The 16280-nt window shown below is 72.6% G+C and carries 16 protein-coding genes and 1 pseudogene; 2 read left to right on the forward strand and 15 right to left on the reverse strand.

What is annotated here, in order from left to right; translation table 11 throughout:
• From ACOJTC_RS18650 to ACOJTC_RS18690, 9 genes and pseudogenes are all read right to left on the reverse strand, one after another.
• Positions 1-522, reverse strand: a pseudogene (locus ACOJTC_RS18650) (F0F1 ATP synthase subunit beta); the annotation flags it as partial.
• Positions 522-1451 (reverse strand): F0F1 ATP synthase subunit gamma, encoded by a 930-nt coding sequence (locus tag ACOJTC_RS18655; protein WP_204926933.1) that lies wholly within the window; start codon positions 1449-1451, stop codon positions 522-524. The gene ACOJTC_RS18655 and the pseudogene ACOJTC_RS18650, both read right to left, overlap by 1 nt.
• 9 nt (positions 1452-1460) lie before the next feature.
• A complete protein-coding gene (gene atpA / locus ACOJTC_RS18660) occupies positions 1461-3104 on the reverse strand; it encodes a F0F1 ATP synthase subunit alpha (RefSeq protein WP_204926932.1) in 1644 nt (547 codons plus the stop codon).
• A gap of 87 nt (positions 3105-3191) precedes the next feature.
• Entirely contained in the window at positions 3192-4013 is an 822-nt protein-coding gene (locus ACOJTC_RS18665; RefSeq protein WP_420117841.1) for a F0F1 ATP synthase subunit delta, read from the reverse strand.
• Positions 4013-4552, reverse strand: coding sequence for a F0F1 ATP synthase subunit B (locus ACOJTC_RS18670; RefSeq protein WP_204926930.1), 540 nt, complete (start codon positions 4550-4552; stop codon positions 4013-4015). Before ACOJTC_RS18670 ends, ACOJTC_RS18665 begins: the two co-directional genes overlap by 1 nt.
• Positions 4553-4580: 28 nt before the next feature.
• Positions 4581-4814 (reverse strand): ATP synthase subunit C, encoded by a 234-nt coding sequence (locus ACOJTC_RS18675; RefSeq protein ID WP_067312849.1) that lies wholly within the window; start codon positions 4812-4814, stop codon positions 4581-4583.
• Between the two features lie 100 nt (positions 4815-4914).
• On the reverse strand, positions 4915-5712 hold the full coding sequence (gene atpB / locus ACOJTC_RS18680) for a F0F1 ATP synthase subunit A (protein WP_357927913.1): 798 nt from the start codon (positions 5710-5712) through the stop codon (positions 4915-4917).
• A gap of 11 nt (positions 5713-5723) precedes the next feature.
• A complete protein-coding gene (locus ACOJTC_RS18685) occupies positions 5724-5960 on the reverse strand; it encodes an AtpZ/AtpI family protein (protein ID WP_204926928.1) in 237 nt (78 codons plus the stop codon).
• Between the two features lie 173 nt (positions 5961-6133).
• Positions 6134-6565, reverse strand: coding sequence for a hypothetical protein (locus ACOJTC_RS18690; RefSeq protein ID WP_420117842.1), 432 nt, complete (start codon positions 6563-6565; stop codon positions 6134-6136).
• A 123-nt stretch (positions 6566-6688) separates the two neighbouring features.
• Here ACOJTC_RS18690 and ACOJTC_RS18695 point away from each other — a divergent pair, with 123 nt between their 5' ends.
• Positions 6689-8146: an SDR family oxidoreductase gene (locus ACOJTC_RS18695; RefSeq protein ID WP_420117843.1), complete on the forward strand. Its 1458-nt coding sequence runs from the start codon at positions 6689-6691 to the stop codon at positions 8144-8146.
• Positions 8147-8270: 124 nt separating this feature from the next.
• Here the strand turns inward: ACOJTC_RS18695 and ACOJTC_RS18700 are convergent, their stop codons facing one another.
• The 4 genes from ACOJTC_RS18700 to prmC all read right to left on the reverse strand — a co-directional run bounded on the left by ACOJTC_RS18700 (position 8271) and on the right by prmC (position 12762).
• A complete protein-coding gene (locus tag ACOJTC_RS18700) occupies positions 8271-10388 on the reverse strand; it encodes a transglycosylase domain-containing protein (protein ID WP_420117844.1) in 2118 nt (705 codons plus the stop codon).
• 167 nt (positions 10389-10555) lie between these two features.
• The gene (locus tag ACOJTC_RS18705; RefSeq protein WP_204926924.1) at positions 10556-11167 is read right to left on the reverse strand and encodes a phosphotyrosine protein phosphatase; all 612 of its coding nucleotides are present in this window, start codon (positions 11165-11167) and stop codon (positions 10556-10558) included.
• Positions 11168-11815, reverse strand: a complete 648-nt coding sequence (locus ACOJTC_RS18710; protein ID WP_204926962.1) for an L-threonylcarbamoyladenylate synthase — start codon at positions 11813-11815, stop codon at positions 11168-11170.
• Entirely contained in the window at positions 11815-12762 is a 948-nt protein-coding gene (prmC, locus tag ACOJTC_RS18715; RefSeq protein WP_420117845.1) for a peptide chain release factor N(5)-glutamine methyltransferase, read from the reverse strand. The genes ACOJTC_RS18710 and prmC overlap by 1 nt, the downstream gene beginning before the upstream one ends.
• A gap of 75 nt (positions 12763-12837) precedes the next feature.
• Here prmC and ACOJTC_RS18720 point away from each other — a divergent pair, with 75 nt between their 5' ends.
• The gene (locus ACOJTC_RS18720; protein ID WP_204926922.1) at positions 12838-14382 is read left to right on the forward strand and encodes a GGDEF domain-containing protein; all 1545 of its coding nucleotides are present in this window, start codon (positions 12838-12840) and stop codon (positions 14380-14382) included.
• Between the two features lie 82 nt (positions 14383-14464).
• On the opposite strand, the gene prfA is transcribed toward ACOJTC_RS18720, so the two are convergent.
• Together prfA and rpmE are read right to left on the reverse strand one after the other, a co-directional pair.
• A complete protein-coding gene (gene prfA / locus ACOJTC_RS18725; RefSeq protein ID WP_420117846.1) occupies positions 14465-15553 on the reverse strand; it encodes a peptide chain release factor 1 in 1089 nt (362 codons plus the stop codon).
• Between the two features lie 120 nt (positions 15554-15673).
• Positions 15674-15898 (reverse strand): 50S ribosomal protein L31, encoded by a 225-nt coding sequence (rpmE, locus tag ACOJTC_RS18730; protein ID WP_088642795.1) that lies wholly within the window; start codon positions 15896-15898, stop codon positions 15674-15676.
• Positions 15899-16280: the final 382 nt, after the last annotated feature.

Below are 16280 nucleotides of genomic sequence, written 5' to 3' on the forward strand. Positions count from 1 at the left end.
CACGCCCGCGCCGCCGAACAGGCCGATCTTGCCGCCCTTGACGTACGGGGCGAGCAGGTCGATGACCTTGATGCCGGTCTCCAGCATCTCGGTCTTCGGCTCCAGGTCCGCGAAGGCCGGGGCCTTGCGGTGGATGCCCCACCGGTCGTCCGCGTCGAGCGTCTCACCCTCGGTGAGGTTGAGGCACTCGCCGATGGCGTTGAAGACGTGACCCTTGACCGCGTCGCCCACCGGAACGGTGATCGGCGAACCGGTGTCGACCACCTCGGCGCCCCGGACCAGACCGTCGGTCGGCTGCATCGAGATGGCGCGGATCAGGTTGTCACCCAGGTGCTGGGCGACCTCCAGGGTGAGCGTCTTCGCGCCGCCGGAGAGGTTCACCTCCACGTGCAGGGCGTTGAACAGGGCCGGCATGGCGTCGCGCGGGAACTCGGCGTCGACGACCGGGCCGATGACCCGAACCACGCGACCGGTGGCCGTACTGGTCTCTGCCGGTCCCCCGGCAACTGCGGATACAGTCATCACACTTCACTTCCCGACGCGGCCAGCGCGTTCGCGCCGCCGACGATCTCACTGATCTCCTGGGTGATCCCGGCCTGGCGGGCCGAGTTCATCTCACGCGTGTACTTCTCGATCATCTCTTCGGCGTTGTCGGTGGCGCTCTTCATCGCCCGCCGCCGGGCCGCCGACTCGCTCGCCGCCGACTCCAGCAACGCCGCGTAGATCCGCGTGTTGATGTACCTCGGCAACAGCGCGTCGAGCAGCGACTCCGCCTCCGGCTCGAACTCGTACGCCGGCAGCAGCCCCTCGGAGCGCGGCCGGTCCTCGACCTGCATCGGACCGATGATCTTCGTGACCGGGTTCTGGGTCATCAGGCTGTGGAACTCGGTGTAGACGATGTGCAACTCGTCGATGCCGAGCACGCCGTCCGGCCCGGCGTCGCCGTCGGTGTCGTCGGCACCGGCGGTGAACGCCGCGATCAGCGTCTCGCCGACCTCACGGGCATCGGCGAAGGTGGGCTGCTCCGAGAAGCCGGTCCAGTTCGCCGCGATCTGCCGGTTGCGGAACCGGTAGAACGTCAGACCCTTGCGTCCGATGACGTAGAGCACCGGCTCCTTGCCTTCGGCGGTGAGCCGGGCGATCAGCGACTCGGCGGTCCTGATCGCGTTGGAGCTGTACCCGCCGGCCAGGCCCCGGTCGGAGGTGACCAGCAGGACGCCCGCCCGCCGCACCTGCTCGCGCGGGGTGAGCAGCGGGTGGTCGATCCGGGCGTTCGAGGCCAGCGCGGTGAGCACGCCGGTGATCGCCTGGGCGTACGGCAGGGACGCCGTGACCCGGGCCTGGGCCTTGGCGATGCGGCTCGTCGCCACGAGCTCCATCGCCTTGGTGATCTTCTTCATCCCCTTCGCCGAACGGATCCGCTGGCGAAGAACGCGTACCTGGGCCGCCATGAGTCAGCCCTACTGCTTCTCGGCGTCGCCGCCGGCGTAGCGGGTGACCGTCTCCCGGTCGGACTCGCCCTCCAGCGGCTTGGCCGGCGCGTCGTTGACCCGGCGCTCGTCGGCCTTGCCGAGGAAGACCTGCTTGAACTCGGTGACGGCCGAGTCGAGCGAGGCGGCGATGTCGTCGCCCCACTTGCCGTCCGCGATCGAGGCCAGCACACCCTCGTGCTTGTGCCGCAGGTACTGGAGAAACTCGGACTCGAAGCGACGCACCTCGCCGACCGGGACGTCGTCGAGCTTGCCCTCGACGCCGGCCCAGACCGAGACGACCTGCTCCTGCACCGGGTACGGCGAGTAGTTCGGCTGCTTGAGCAGCTCGACCAGCCGGGAACCCCGGTTAAGCTGGGCCTGCGAGGCCTTGTCCAGGTCGGAGGCGAAGGCGGCGAACGCCTCCAGCTCACGGAACTGGGCCAGGTTGAGCCGCAGCGAGCCGGAGACCTTCTTCATCGGCTTCATCTGCGCGGCGCCACCGACCCGGGAGACCGAGGTGCCGACGTTGATGGCCGGCCGGACGCCCTGGTTGAACAGGTCGGACTCCAGGAAGATCTGGCCGTCGGTGATGGAGATGACGTTGGTCGGGATGAAGGCCGAGATGTCGTTGGCCTTCGTCTCGATGATCGGCAGGCCGGTCATCGAGCCGCCACCCAGCTCGTCGGAGAGCTTCGCGCAGCGCTCCAGCAGGCGGGAGTGCAGGTAGAAGACGTCACCCGGGTACGCCTCACGGCCCGGCGGACGGCGCAGCAGCAGCGACACGGCCCGGTACGCCTCGGCCTGCTTGCTCAGGTCGTCGAAGACGATCAGGACGTGCTTGCCGCCGTACATCCAGTGCTGCCCGATGGACGAGCCGGTGTAGGGGGCGAGGTACTTGAAGCCGGCCGGGTCGGACGCCGGGGAGGCCACGATGGTGGTGTACTCCAGCGCGCCCGCGTCCTCCAGGATGCCCTTGATCGAGGCGATCGTGGAGGCCTTCTGGCCGATGGCGACGTAGATGCAGCGGACCTGCTTCTTCGGGTCGCCGGAACGCCAGTTGTCCCGCTGGTTGAGGATGGTGTCCAGCGCGACGGTGGTCTTGCCGGTCTTCCGGTCGCCGATGATCAGCTGCCGCTGGCCCCGACCGATCGGGGTCATCGCGTCGATCGCCTTGATACCGGTCTGCAGCGGCTCGTCGACCGACTGCCGGGACATCACGTTGGGGGCCTGGAGCTCCAGCTCGCGGTAGCCCTCGTCGGCGATGTCGCCGAGGCCGTCGATCGGCTGGCCGAGCGCGTTGACCACGCGGCCGAGGAAGGCGTCGCCGACCGGTACGGAGAGCACCCGGCCGGTGCGCTTGACGCGCTGCCCCTCCTCCAGCTTGGCGGAGTCACCGAGAACGACGACACCGATCTCCCGCACGTCGAGGTTCAACGCCACGCCGAGCGTGCCGTCCTCGAACTCCAGGAGTTCGTTGGTCATGGTCGAGGGCAGGCCCTCGACGTGGGCGATGCCGTCACCGGTGTCGGCGACGGTGCCGACCTCCTCGCGGGAGACGTCGGTCGAGTAGGAGGAGACGTAGCGCTCCAGGGCGCCGCGGATCTCCTCCGTCGAGATGGTCAGCTCGGCCATCCTCTGCTTCCTTAAGTATCAGGGGCCCGGGATACCTAGTACCGACCGGTCCGAATGGCGTCGATCAAAGGGCGGCGAGGCCGCTGGTCAGCGCTGCACGAGCGCGTTGCGGGTCTCGTTGAGGCGGCGCAGGACGGTGCCGTCGTACAGGTCGGAACCGACCCGCACGCTCACCCCACCGAGCACCTCCGGGTCGACCGTCTGCTTGACGGAAACCTCTCGACCGTACATCGCGGAGAGGCGGGCACCGAGCCGTCGCTCGTCGGACTCACTCAACGGAGCCGCCACGGTCACGTACGCGACCTGACGGTCCCGCCGGTCGGCGGCCAGCTCGACCAGCCGGGTGAGCGCCCCGGTGAAGGAGCGTCCCCCGAACCCGCCGAGGGCCACCTCGACGAGGCGGACGGTGACCGGCCGGGCCTTGCCGGCTAGCAGATCACGGGCCAGTCCGGCCCGCTGCCCGGCCGGCGCGATCGGGTCGGCCAGCGCCGCGGAGAGCGCGGACTGGCCGGCGACCACCTGGCCGAAGCGGAACAGCTCGTCCTCGACCTCACCGAGGTCACCCGCGGCGTCGGCACTGGCCAGCAGCGCCTCCACCCCGAGCCGCTCGGTGCCGTCGAGCAGCTCCGACGGCGTCGACCAGCGCCCGGCGACCAGGCCGGACAGCAGGTCGAGCGCGTCCGCGCCGATCTTGCCGGTCAGGATGCCGGTGAGCAGCGCCGCACGGTCGTCACCGCTGCGGGCCGGGTCGGACAGCGCCCGGCGCAGCCGCGGCTCGCCCCGCAACAGGGCGGCGACGGAGAGGATGTCGTCGGCGGTGGTCGCCACCGCCGACGGCTCCGCCCCGCGGACGTACGCGTCGAGGCGCTCGGCCGCGCCCGCGTACGACTCCCGGCTGGCGGCCTGCATCAGCGGGCCCCCGTGCTCTCGAGGTTGCTCAGGAACCGGTCGACGGTGCCCTTGCGGCGCGCCTCGTCGGCAAGCGACTCACCGACGATCTTGCTGGCCAGGTCCACCGCGATGGTGCCGACCTCGGCCCGCAGCTCACGCACGATGGTGGCCCGCTCGGCGGCGAGCTGCTCCTTGCCGGCCGCGATGATCCGGTCGGACTCCTCCCGCGCCTTGCCGAGGATGTCCTGCCGGATGCCCTCCGCGTCGGCCCGGGCGTCGTCCCGGATCTTGGCGGCGTCGGTACGCGCCTCGGCGAGCTGCGCGCGGTACTGCTCGAGGAGCTGGTTGGCCTCGGCCTGGGCGGCCTCGGCACGCTTGATGCCGCCCTCGATCGCGTCGACCCGGGCCTGGAACGTCTGTTCCATGCGGGGGAAGACGAACTTCATCAGCACGAAGCAGAGCACGGCGAAGGCGACGCTGCCAACCACGATCTCCTGCCAGATCGGGATGATCGGGTTGTGCGTCGACTCACCACCCTCAGCGGCGAGGAAGTACATGGATGACCTCCTGGTCTGCGGGACTGGGTCAGCCGGCCCAGATGAAGCCGAAGGCGATGCCCAGCAGCGCGAGCGCCTCGATGACGGCGAAGCCGATCCAGACGTACGGCAGGGTCATCCGGGACGACTCCGGCTGGCGGGCCGTCGACTGGATGTAGGCGGCGAAGACCAGGCCGACGCCGATGCCCGGGCCGATGGCGGCGAGGCCGTAGCCGATGGCGGCGGTGCTGCCGGTGACCTCGGCGAGAACGCTAGCGTCCATGGGTGTGGTTCCTCCTGGGTATCTCGCGTGACTCTCACGCGGGACGACAACGGGTTGATGCGGTGGACCAGTGCTCGCTGGCGAGCCCCCGCCCGGTGGATCAGTGCTCGTCGGCGAGCGCGCCCTGCACGTAGCTTGCGGTGAGGACGGTGAAGACGTAGGCCTGCAGGCAGATGACCAGGAATTCGAGGAAGGTGAGCGCGATGGTCATCACCCAGGACAGCACCGAGACCGGCGCCAGCCAGGCGTTGGCGCTGAGCATCGCGAAGCCGCCGAGGGTGAAGACCAGCAGCAGCATGTGCCCGGCGAACATGTTGGCGAACAGACGCACGGCCAGCGAGAACGGCCGGACGATGAAGGTCGAGAAGAGCTCGATCGGGATCAGCAGCGGCAGGATGAACCAGGGCGCCGGCGGAACCAGAGAGTTCTTGAAGTACTTCACGAAGCCGTGCTGCCGGATGCCGATGTAGTTGAACAGCACGTAGCTGATCACCGCGAGGATCGCCGGGAAGGCGATGTGCGAGTTCGGCGAGATCTGGAACAGCGGCACGATCGCGAAGAAGTTGGTCAGCAGCACGAAGCAGAACAGCGTGGTGAAGTACGGCGCGAACCGCACCCCCCGGTGCCCGAGCATGTCGACCGCGATGTTGTTGCGCACGAAGCCGTAGATCGACTCGGCGAGCCACTGCTTCTTCGTCGGGACCAGCTGCGGCTTCCGGTAGGTCGCCAGGAAGAAGATGATCAGGATGCCGACGGCGACCCACACCATCAACGTGATCTTGGTGAACCAGTACGAGTCGTGCGCACCCCAGGGCAGGATGCTGGGCAGGTAGAAGTCCTCCACGCTGGGTGGGAATGCCGCCTGGCCCGCTGCCAGGACGTTCGCCTGTCCGAACACCGCGTCCCTTCCTAAGTAGGCGTGCCGAGCCGGCGGACGACCAGGATGATTCCCCCGGCCATGCCGAGCACGACACCGATCCCGGTGGCGATGCCGCCGGAGTCGAGCCACTGGTCGACCAGCCAGCCGATGAAACCCCAGACGAGCATGCCCCCGATGAGGTACGAGAGCGCGGTCCAACCCTGACCGGCGCCGGTCGGAACGTCGCCCGGACCACCGGTGGGTTGGGGGGTTTGGTCATCAGCCATGACGGGGCGAACGATATCAGCCGGGGAGACGAGGCTGTGCCTCACCCCCCGCACAACCGTCGTTGTGTGGGCGTCTGGCGGGCTCCATCGTCTGGGGGCACGCTACTCCCCTTCCGCAAGGGAGAGAACGACCGCACGCGGACAGTTGCCCGCCTGCCCACCATGTGGGACAGTCAGGACACCTGTCGACGGGAATACACCCTGGTCAACCACCAGATGTGCACTCCGGTCCAGACCAACACGCCGGCGGCGATGCCGACACACAGTGGAACCAGCCCACCCCAGCCGGTCGATGCCACCGCCACCATGACCACCCCCAGCAGGGTGAACTTGGCGATGTAGAGGCCCAGCCCGACGGGCAGCACCAGTTGCGGGTTGACCGCGTCGGCCCTGGCCAGCACCACCGTGGTCAGGCTGTAGCTGACCGCCGTCACCGCCACCCCGGCCGCCGCGCCGAGCGCCGCCACGCCGCCCCCGGTCACCGCACCGACCAGCGCGGCGACCACCCCCAGCACCGCCGAGGCGGCCAGCAGCACCGGCAGGTGGCGCAGCCGCCACCCCTGGTCGTCGGCCACCGCCGGGCCACGTGCCCCGGGCTCAGCCACGCGGGTCTTCCGGGCCGTCGCCGTGCGGCGCGGCCACGACGGGCCGCCCCCGGTCCGGCCCCCACCAGGTGCGCTTCACGTTCTCCACAGCGAAAGAGTGTACGGAGCCGCACACTGGTGTCCGTGAGATGCCTCGTCACCGGCGCGACCGGGTACATCGGCGGCCGGCTCGCGCCCCGCCTGCTGGCCGAGGGGCACCAGGTGCGCTGCCTGGCCCGCAAGGCCGGTCGGCTGCGCGACGTGCCCTGGGCGGCGCAGGCCGAGATCGCCGAGGGGGACCTGCGCCGGCCGGAGACGCTCCCGGCCGCCTTCGCCGACGTCGACGTCGCGTACTACCTGGTGCACTCGCTCGGGCGGGCCGACTTCGAGGCGGCCGACCGGGAGGCCGCCACCAACTTCGCCGAGGCCGCCGCCGCGGCCGGCGTACGCCGGATCGTCTACCTGGGCGGGCCGGAGCCGGCCGCCGGCGGCTCGACCTCGCCGCACCTGCGGTCCCGGGCCGAGGTGGCCCGGATCCTGCTGGCCGGCGAGGTGCCCACGGTGGTGCTGCGGGCCGCCGTGATCATCGGTTCCGGGTCGGCCTCGTTCGAGATGCTGCGCTACCTCACCGAGCGGCTGCCGGCCATGGTCACCCCCCGCTGGGTCCGCAACCGGATCCAGCCGATCGCCGTCCGGGACGTGCTGCGCTACCTGGTCGGCTGCGCCGGCCTGCCGCCGGAGGTGGACCGGGCCTTCGACATCGGCGGACCGGACGTGCTCACCTTCCGGGAGATGATGCAGCGGTACGCGCGGGTGGCCGGGCTGCGCCGCCGGATCATCGTGCCGGTCCGCCCGCTGACCCCGGCGCTGTCCTCGCACTGGGTGGGGCTGATCACCCCGGTGCCGAACGCCATCGCCCGCCCGCTGGTGGAGAGCCTCATCCACGAGGCGGTCGCGCACGAGCACGACATCGCCAGGTGGCTGCCCGACCCGCCGGGCGGGCTGACCGGCTTCGACGACGCCGTCGCGCTGGCCCTGGCCAAGGTGCGCGACGCCCAGGTGGAGACCCGCTGGTCGAACGCGAGCGGCCCGGACGCCCCGGCCGAACCCCTGCCGTCGGACCCGGACTGGTCCGGCGGGACCGCCTACACCGACGTCCGGGAGCAGGAGGTGGCCGCCCCGCCGGCCGCGCTCTGGCGGGTCATCGAGGGCGTCGGCGGCGAGCACGGCTGGTACTCGTTCCCGCTCGCCTGGTCCGTGCGCGGCTGGCTGGACCGGCTGGTCGGCGGGGTGGGGCTGCGCCGGGGCCGGCGCGATCCGCACCGCCTCCAGGTCGGCGAGGCGCTGGACTTCTGGCGGGTGGAGGAGATCGTCCCCGGGGAGCTGCTGCGGCTGCGCGCCGAGATGCGGCTGCCCGGCCGGGCCTGGCTGGAGCTGCGTGCCGAGCCGGCCGGCGACGGCCGCAGCCGGTACGTGCAACGCGCCGTCTTCCTCCCCCGGGGCCTGCCCGGCCACCTCTACTGGCTCTCGGTCGCCCCGTTCCACACGATCATCTTCGGCGGGATGGCCCGCAACATCGCCCGGCACACCCCCACCCCCTGATCCCCACCCCCACCCCCGCCCCCTGTCGATCATGGAGTTACGGTGGACGGATCAGACCGTTCTGACCCGTTCTGCGAGCACCACAACCCCATGATCGACGGGGCGGGGACGGGCCCGGGCCGGCTCAGTTGCCGTCGCGGGGGCCGGGGGCGAGCCGGTAGGTGACCGACTCGCCGGGCGGGACGAAGTCGCGGACCGGGCTGTCAGCCAGGGCGGCGGCGAGGATGCGGCCCACCGCGTCGACCATCCGGGACTGCACGGCGGCCCCGACCGCGTCCCGTGGGTCGTCGGGATTGGCGGCGATCTGGGCGACCGCGAGCTGCGGGGTGAACGCCACCACCGACTCGGTCTCGGTCCGTTCCGAACTACCGGTCTTGCCGGCCACCGGGCGACCCAGCCCCGGGCGGAGCTGCTCGGCCGTGCCGCCGTCGCAGCGGCGGTACATCGACTGGTCACCGACCGGGCAGCGGGCCGCGTCGGCGGCGGCCCGGGCCACCTCGGTGTCGATCACCTGCCGGCAGTCGGGTCGACCGGCGGCCACCTCCTTCCCGGCGCTGTCGGTGATCGACACGACGGGTGACGGCGCGCACCAGGTCCCCTCGGCGGCCACCGTGGCGTACGCGTTGGCAAGGTCGAGCGGGGTGGTGGAGGAGACCCCGAGGGTGAACGCCCCCCAGTCGCGCGCCCCGGACCGGGCCAGCTCGGCGTCGTCGGGGGCGCGGAACCGGATGCCCAGCCGCTCGGCCATCTCGACCACCCGCTCCGCGCCGACCTTCTCGGTGAGCCAGGCGAAGTAGGTGTTCACCGAGCGGCCGAACGCGGTCCACATGGTGCGGTAGCCATCCATCCACTCGGGGGTGGCGTTGACCGGGCACCACCGGCCGCCACAGCTCGACCGGGGGTCGTCGGTCGGGAACCGGGTCACGATCCGGCTCGGCGCGACGAAGGGGGTCTCCAGCGGCAGCCCGGACTCCAGGGCCGCCAGCAGGGTGAACAGTTTGAACGTCGAGCCGGCCTGGTAGCCCTCGATGCCGTTGCCACCGGCGACGAGCTGGTTGACCGTGTTCGGGTAGTTCCGCTGCCCGGCCGGGTTGGGGGCGACGCTGTAGTGGCGGTTCACCGCCAGGGCCAGCACCCGCCCGGTGCCGGGCTGGACCACCGCCACCGGCGCCGCCCGGGGATCGTCCACGTCGTAGATGCCGGTCACCTGGCGTACGGCGGCCCGCTGCACCGCCGGGTCGAGCGAGGCGACGATCCGGAAGCCGCCCCGGCGCAGGGTGTCCTGCCGTTCGGCGGCGGTCGCGCCGAAGGCGGGCTGGTCGCTCCACCACTGGGTGAACCAGTCGCAGAAGAAGCCCCAGTCGTTGCGCTGCTCGGGCACGGCGGTGCAGTCGTTGGGCGTCCGGCTGGGCCGTAGATCGAGCGGTTCCTCGCGGGCCTGCGCCGCGTCGACCGGCCCGACCTGGGCCAGCGCCACCATCCGGTCCAGCACGTACGAGCGCCGGGTCAGCGCCGCGTCGGCGTCGCCGTTGATCGGGTCGTCGGTGTCCGGGGAGCGGACCAGCCCGGCCAGCAGCGACGCCTGGGCCAGGGTCAGCCGGGCCGGGGTGGTGGAGAAGTAGCGCTTGGTGGCGGCGGCGATCCCGTACGCCCCGGCGCCGAAGTAGGCGATGTTCAGGTAGCGGGTGAGGATCTCGTCCTTGGTCAGCTCGCGCTCCAGCGCCAGGGCGTACCGCATCTCCTGGAGCTTGCGGGCGGTGCTGATCTCGGTCGCCTTCCTGCGCTGTTCCTTGGTCAGCCGGGGGTCGTTGCTGAGCACGTTGCGGACGTACTGCATGGTCAGCGTGGACGCGCCCTGCCGGGCCCGGCCGTCGCGCTGGTTGACGGTGAACGCCCGCACCACGCCCCGCACGTCGACACCCCGGTGCTGGTAGAACCGGGCGTCCTCGGCGGCCACGATGGCCTGGCGCATCACCGGGGCCACCTTGGCCAGCGGCACGTCCACCCGGTCCTCGGTGTAGAAGGACGTGATCAGGGTGACGCCGTCGGCGGCGTAGAGGGTGGACCGCTGGGCGGTGGGTGGGGTGCGCAGGGTGTTGGGCAGTTCGGCGTAGGACGAGGCGATGCCGCCGAAACCGAGGCCGAACACCAGGGCGAGCGGGAGCGCCGCCCCGGCCAGCACCAGGCCGGCGAGGACGCCGGCGAGCAGCACGGTGAACGCCTTGTGGAGGGCCCGGATCATCAGTACTCCCCGCAGGAGTCGTCAGGACCCGCTCAGCATGACCCGCAAAACCGCCCGAACTCTCATCTTTCCCCGAAACCGGAGGAAGTTCGCGGGACGGACACGGCGCGCGGGACGGGACACGCCGCGCCGGTCACCCGGACGGGGCGTCCCTCAGCCGGCGACGCTTACGGCAGCAGCGCCGAGGTGAGCGGGTGCACCGTCTCCTCGATCTCGTCGGCCACCCGGCTGAAGCACTGGTCGCCCCGGCCCCACGGGTCGTCCAGGTCGTCGGAGTGCAGCGCGGTCGCCCCCTGCCGGGCCGCGTCGACCGCCGCCACCAGGGCCACCCCCCGGGCGTACACGGCGTCCGGGGTGGCGTCGGCCGGCGGCAGGGCGGCGGTGTCCAGCGCACCGAGCAGCCTGCCGAACTCGCCCAGCACGAAGGTCCGCGACGCCGCGTCCGGGCGCAGCGCCACCACGTACTCCTGCTGGTCTGCGGTGGCGGTGAGGACCAGGTCGGCGGCGTCGATCAGGTCGGAGCGCAGCTTGCGGGCGGCGAAACCCTCGACGTCACCACCGCGACCGAGCACCTGCCGGGCGGCCGGCGGGTTCATCTCCTCCCCCGCGTGCCACCCGCCGGTGCCGGCGCTGTGGCTGTGCAGCAGCGCGTCCGCGTCGGCCGGGTCGACGCCGAGCCGCTCCAGCCGCTCGCGGACGGCGAGCACCAGCAGCCGTTCGGCCATCGGGGACCGGCAGATGTTGCCCATGCAGACGTGCAGGACGGTGAACGGCGGCACTCAGGCTCCCCGCTCGTCGAGAATGTCCGGCGCGACGTCGCGGAGCTGGTCGAGGGTGATCGCGCCGGCCCGCAGCAGCCGGGGCGTCTCCCCGGTCAGGTCGACGATGGTGCTCGGCACCGGGTCGGGGCAGGCCCCGGCCTCCAGGTAGACCCGCACCGAGTAGCTGAGCTGGTCGCGGGCCTCCTCCGCGGTCAACGCCGGCGACTGGCCCACCTTGTTGGCCGCGGCCACCGCCATCGGACCGGTCTCCCGCAGCACCTCCAGCGCCACCGGGTGCAGCGGCATCCGGACCGCCACCGTGCCGTCGGCGTCGCCGCCCAGGTCCCAGGCGAGGCTCGGCGAGTGCTCCACCACGATGGTCAACGCACCGGGCCAGAACGCCTCGACCAGGTCACGGGCCGCGCGGGGCAGCGAGAAGACCAGGCCGTCGAGGGTGTGCCGGGAGCCGATCAGCACCGGCGGCGCCGCCTGGCTGCCGCCCCGGGCGTCGGAGAGGGCCTTGACCGCGTACGGGGTGAACGCGTCCGCGCCGATCCCGTAAACCGTGTCGGTGGGGAGAACGACCAGCTCGCCGTTCTTGACCGCCTCGATCGCCGCGGCGATGCCGCGGTCCCGGTCGGCGGGTGACCGACAGTCGTAGAGCATCACGAGGAGCCAGTCTGCCACGCCGACGCCCCGACGGCGTGCGGGCCGTCCGACCGGCGGGACGCGGTGGCGAACCGGGGGCGTCCGGCGAGGTCCCGGTGCGCCCGCACCGCCGTGTAACGGCCGTCGGCGGTCAGCAGCGCCGGCACCGCCCCGCCGTGCGTGTCGTCGTGCTCGACGCCCAGCTCACCGTCGGGTCGCAGCAGCTCGGCCGCCCGGCGCAGCACCGGCCGCAGCACCGCCAGCCCGTCCGCCCCGCCGAACACCGCCTCGTCGGGGTCGTGCCCGGCCACCTCCGGCGGGACCGGCACCGACCGTGGCACGTACGGCGGGTTGCACAGCAGCACGTCCACCGCGCCGACCAGATCGGCCAGCAGCCCCGGGTCGGTGACGTCGGCGGCCACCACCTCGACCGGCCGGTCCCCGGCGGCGGCCCGCCCGGCGGCGTTGCGGCGCAGCCACGTCAACGCGGCCGGGGACCGTTCCACCGCCACCACTCGGGCCGCCGGCACCTCCTGGGCGACCGCCAGCGCGATCGCCCCGGAACCGCTGCACAGGTCGACCACCACCGGTTCCGGCCGGGTCAGCGCCCGCTCGACGCCCCAGCCGGCCAGCAGCTCCGTCTCCGGGCGGGGCACGAAGACCCCCGGCCCGACCGCCAGCTCCAGGTGCCGGAAGCCGGCCCGGCCGGTCAGGTGCTGCAACGGCTCCCGGTCGGCCCGCCGGGCCACTAGCGCGTCGTACCGGGCCCGTTGCGCGGGGGTGAAGCCGTCGGTCAGGGCGAGCCGGCCCCGGGGCACGTCCAGCACGTAGGCGGCGAGCTGCTCCGCCTCGGACCGGGCCGACGCCACCCCGGCGGCGGCGAGGGTACGGGCGGCGCGGGCCAGCACGGGCGAGGTCCGCTCGCGTTCTGTCCCTTCGGACGGGTGGCGTGGGAGTGAGGTCACGCCATAATCATGAGGCGTCGCCGGTCCCGCCACGAGTGGGTGCGGCCGGGCGCACACCGACGGGAGGTTCGCCAGGTGGGGTGGCTCGACCGGGTCGATGACCAGGTTGACGCCCTCACGCATGCCCGCAGCCTCCAGGAGTCGAGCCGCTCGGCCGAGGCGGTCGGCGTCCTCGACCGGGTGCTGCGCACCACCGCCGACCCGTACACCCGGGCGGACGCGCTGGTGCAGCGGCTCTGCGCGTTGATCAACCTGGGCCGGACGGCCGAGTTCACCCGGGCCATCGAGGAGGCCTCCGGGGCGGTACGCGACCTCCCCGAGCCCTACCTACACGGGCACCTCAACGCGCTGGCCGCGCTCGCCGCGCACCACCAGGGCGCGCTGGACCGCTGCGTCACCCACCTGGTCCGGGCGGCGCGGGCGCTGGGCGCGGCGGAGGACCGGGACCGGGACACCGCCTGGGGCTGGCACGACCTGGCGATGGCCTACTCCTACCTCAGCTTCCACGGCTACGCGCTGGGCGCGATCGAGCGGGCCCGCCAGCACGGCGCCGCCGCCGGCATCCCCGAGGAGACCTTCGCCGCCCCCGGCATCCGGCTGCGCAACGCCGTCGCGCTGGACCACAACGGCGACAGCGACGGCTGCCTGCGGGTGCTCCGCGACATCGCGGCCGACCTGGCCCGGTTCGTCGACGACGGGCGGGCCGACCGGCTGCGGCCGAGCAGCCTCGCCGCGTACGGCTACGCGGCGGTCCGTCGGGCGGCGCTCGGCGACGCGACCCCGGTCGGCCCGGAGCCGGCCCGGCTGCTCGACCACGGCGGGGACAGCGCCCGCGCCCGGGACATGCGCCAGCTCGGCCACGTCTGCCTGGCGGTCGCCGACGGCCGCCCGATCGAGGCGATCACCCGCCTGGACTCGGCCCGGGTGTCGGCCGAGACGCTCGGCGCGGCGGAACTGTCCCGGCTGCGCAGCATCGCCTTCTCCCGGGCCGGTGACCACGCCGCCGCGCACCGCGCCGACCGGATGGCGTTCCGGCTGGCCGCGCAGCGCAACGACCGGCTGCGCGACGTCTACATCGACGGCATCGCGGCCCGCATCGACCACGAGGAGATGCGCCGGGAGGCCGCCCGCTTCGAGGGTGAGGCGCTCACCGACCCGTTGACCGGGCTGCCCAACCGGCGACGGCTGGAGCGCTACATCGGCTCGGTGGTGTCCCGGGGCGAGCGGGTGGTGATCGGCGTCTGCGACCTCGACGGTTTCAAGGCGGTCAACACCCACCACGGCCACCACTCCGGCGACCTGGTGCTGCAACGCATCGCCGGGGTGATCAACCGGGTGATGCGGCGGGGCGACTTCGTGGCCCGCTACGGCGGCGACGAGTTCGTGGTGGTGCTCTCCGGCGCCGGCATGACCGAGGCGGCCGAGGTGGCCCGCCGGATCGACGCGGCGGTGCGCACCGAGGACTGGGAGTCGCTGGTGCCCGGCACCCCGGTGGGGGTGAGCATCGGTTTCGCCGAGGTCGCCGGCACCGGCACCGCGCTGCGCGACGCCCTCGGTCTCGCGTTCGAGATCGCCGACCGGGAGATGCTGCGCGCCAAGGCCCGCTCCCGCGCCTCCTGAGACACCACCCCGTCCCCGGGTTTCCCACCGGCCCGCCGGGCGCACGCCGGCGCTGTGTGCCGGGCCCGACCGCGCGACCGGGTCAGCGGCGGGTCAGCTCGGTGTCGCCGGCGAGGCGGGCGGCCCGGTCCGCCTCGGCGAGGGCGTCCAGCACACCGTCCAGCTCCCCGGCGAGCGCCAGGTCGAGGTTGTACGCGGTGTAGCCGATCCGGTGGTCGGTGATCCGGTTCTGCGGGAAGTTGTAGGTGCGGATGCGCTCCGAACGGTCCACGGTGCGCACCTGCGCCCTGCGGGCGTCCGAGGCGGCGGCGTCGGCCTGCTCCTGGGCCACCGCCAGCAGCCGGGCCCGCAGGATGCGCATCGCCTGCTCCCGGTTCTGCAACTGGGACTTCTCGTTCTGGCAGGAGACCACCACGCCGGTGGGCAGGTGGGTGATGCGCACCGCCGAGTCGGTGGTGTTCACCGACTGGCCGCCCGGCCCCGACGAGCGGAACACGTCGATCCGCAGCTCGTTCGGGTCGATGGTGACGTCGACGTCCTCGGCCTCGGGCAGCACCAGGACACCGGCCGCGCTGGTGTGGATGCGGCCCTGCGACTCGGTGACCGGGACCCGCTGCACCCGGTGCACCCCGCCCTCCCACTTCAACCGGGACCAGACGCCGTTGCCGCCGTCCGGGACCCCCTTGGTCTTGATGGCCAGCGAGACGTCCTTGACCCCGCCGAGGTCGGAGTCCTGCGCGTCGATCACCTCGGTCAGCCAGCCGTGCCGCTCGGCGTACCTGGTGTACATCCGCAGCAGGTCCCCGGCGAACAGCGCGGACTCCTCGCCGCCCTCGCCGGCCTTGATCTCGATGATCACGTCCTTGGCGTCGTGCGGGTCGCGGGGGATCAGCAGCTCGGCCAGCCGCTCCTCCAGCGCCGGCAGGGTCGCCGCGATCGAGTCCGCCTCCTCGCCGAACGCCGGGTCCTCGGCGGCCAGCTCCCGGGCCGCGACCAGGTCGGCGCGGGTCTGCTCCAGCTCACCGGCGGCCTTGTGCAGCGGGACCAGCTCGGCGTAGCGGCGACCGACCCGGCGGGCGGTGTTCTGGTCGGCGTGGATGGCCGGATCGGCCAGCCGCTTCTCCAGCTCGGCGTACTCGTCGAGGAGGGCGGCCAGGCGCTCGCTGCTCATGCGGGGAATGCTCCTTCGACGGGTCCGGCGACGGTGGAACGGGACACGGAGGTCACAGGGGGGCGCAACGGACGACGCCCGCGTCCGGCACGGGGCCGGACACGGGCGTCGTCGGTGGAGCTACTTGGCCTTCTTCGCCTGGACCTTGGCGTACTTCTGCTGGAACTTGGCGACCCGGCCCGCGGTGTCGAGGACGCGCTGCTTGCCGGTGTAGAACGGGTGGCAGGCGCTGCAGGTCTCGACGCTGATCGAGCCGCCCTTGGCGGTGCTGCGGGTCGTGAAGGAGTTGCCGCAGGAGCACTTGACCTCGGTCGTCGTGTACTCCGGGTGGATGTTGGGCTTCATGTCGCCTCGGTCCTTTCGTCAGGTGGTCGCCGGGTCGCCGCTGATCCCCCGCCGCCTGGTGCGCGACGGACTCGGGCGTGAACCGGAACCGGTGGCCGATTGACCAGTGTGCCATGGGCGTGAGCCGACCCGACGGGCGGGCCGCACGATCGGTCCGGCAGTGGTAACGCCCGTCCCGGCACCCGCATTCCCGCCGCTCACGGCCCGCATTCCTCGCCCGGCGGACGGACCGGACCGGGTGGGCTCCTCCCCCAGGTTCAGAAGCCCACCCGGCGGGTCCGCGGGGCGGCGGACGCCTCCCCAGGTTTCCTCCGCCGCCCGTCGGTGGCCGGCCCCGGCCCGCTCGGCCGGGACCCGCTCACCCCCAGTCAACCCGGACACG

Source organism: Micromonospora sp. (assembly GCF_048594385.1).
Classification (GTDB): Bacteria; Actinomycetota; Actinomycetes; order Mycobacteriales; family Micromonosporaceae; genus Micromonospora; species Micromonospora wenchangensis.

Excerpts from the sequence above, each read along its gene's own strand:
- ACOJTC_RS18655 (WP_204926933.1), bottom strand. The coding sequence starts at position 1,451 with ATGGCGGCCCAGGTACGCGTTCTTCGCCAGCGGATCCGTTCGGCGAAG.
- atpA (WP_204926932.1), bottom strand. The coding sequence starts at position 3,104 with ATGGCCGAGCTGACCATCTCGACGGAGGAGATCCGCGGCGCCCTGGAG.
- ACOJTC_RS18665 (WP_420117841.1), bottom strand. The coding sequence starts at position 4,013 with ATGCAGGCCGCCAGCCGGGAGTCGTACGCGGGCGCGGCCGAGCGCCTC.
- ACOJTC_RS18670 (WP_204926930.1), bottom strand. The coding sequence starts at position 4,552 with ATGTACTTCCTCGCCGCTGAGGGTGGTGAGTCGACGCACAACCCGATC.
- ACOJTC_RS18675 (WP_067312849.1), bottom strand. The coding sequence starts at position 4,814 with ATGGACGCTAGCGTTCTCGCCGAGGTCACCGGCAGCACCGCCGCCATC.
- ACOJTC_RS18685 (WP_204926928.1), bottom strand. The coding sequence starts at position 5,960 with ATGGCTGATGACCAAACCCCCCAACCCACCGGTGGTCCGGGCGACGTT.
- ACOJTC_RS18700 (WP_420117844.1), bottom strand. The coding sequence starts at position 10,388 with ATGATCCGGGCCCTCCACAAGGCGTTCACCGTGCTGCTCGCCGGCGTC.
- ACOJTC_RS18710 (WP_204926962.1), bottom strand. The coding sequence starts at position 11,815 with ATGCTCTACGACTGTCGGTCACCCGCCGACCGGGACCGCGGCATCGCC.
- prfA (WP_420117846.1), bottom strand. The coding sequence starts at position 15,553 with ATGAGCAGCGAGCGCCTGGCCGCCCTCCTCGACGAGTACGCCGAGCTG.
- rpmE (WP_088642795.1), bottom strand. The coding sequence starts at position 15,898 with ATGAAGCCCAACATCCACCCGGAGTACACGACGACCGAGGTCAAGTGC.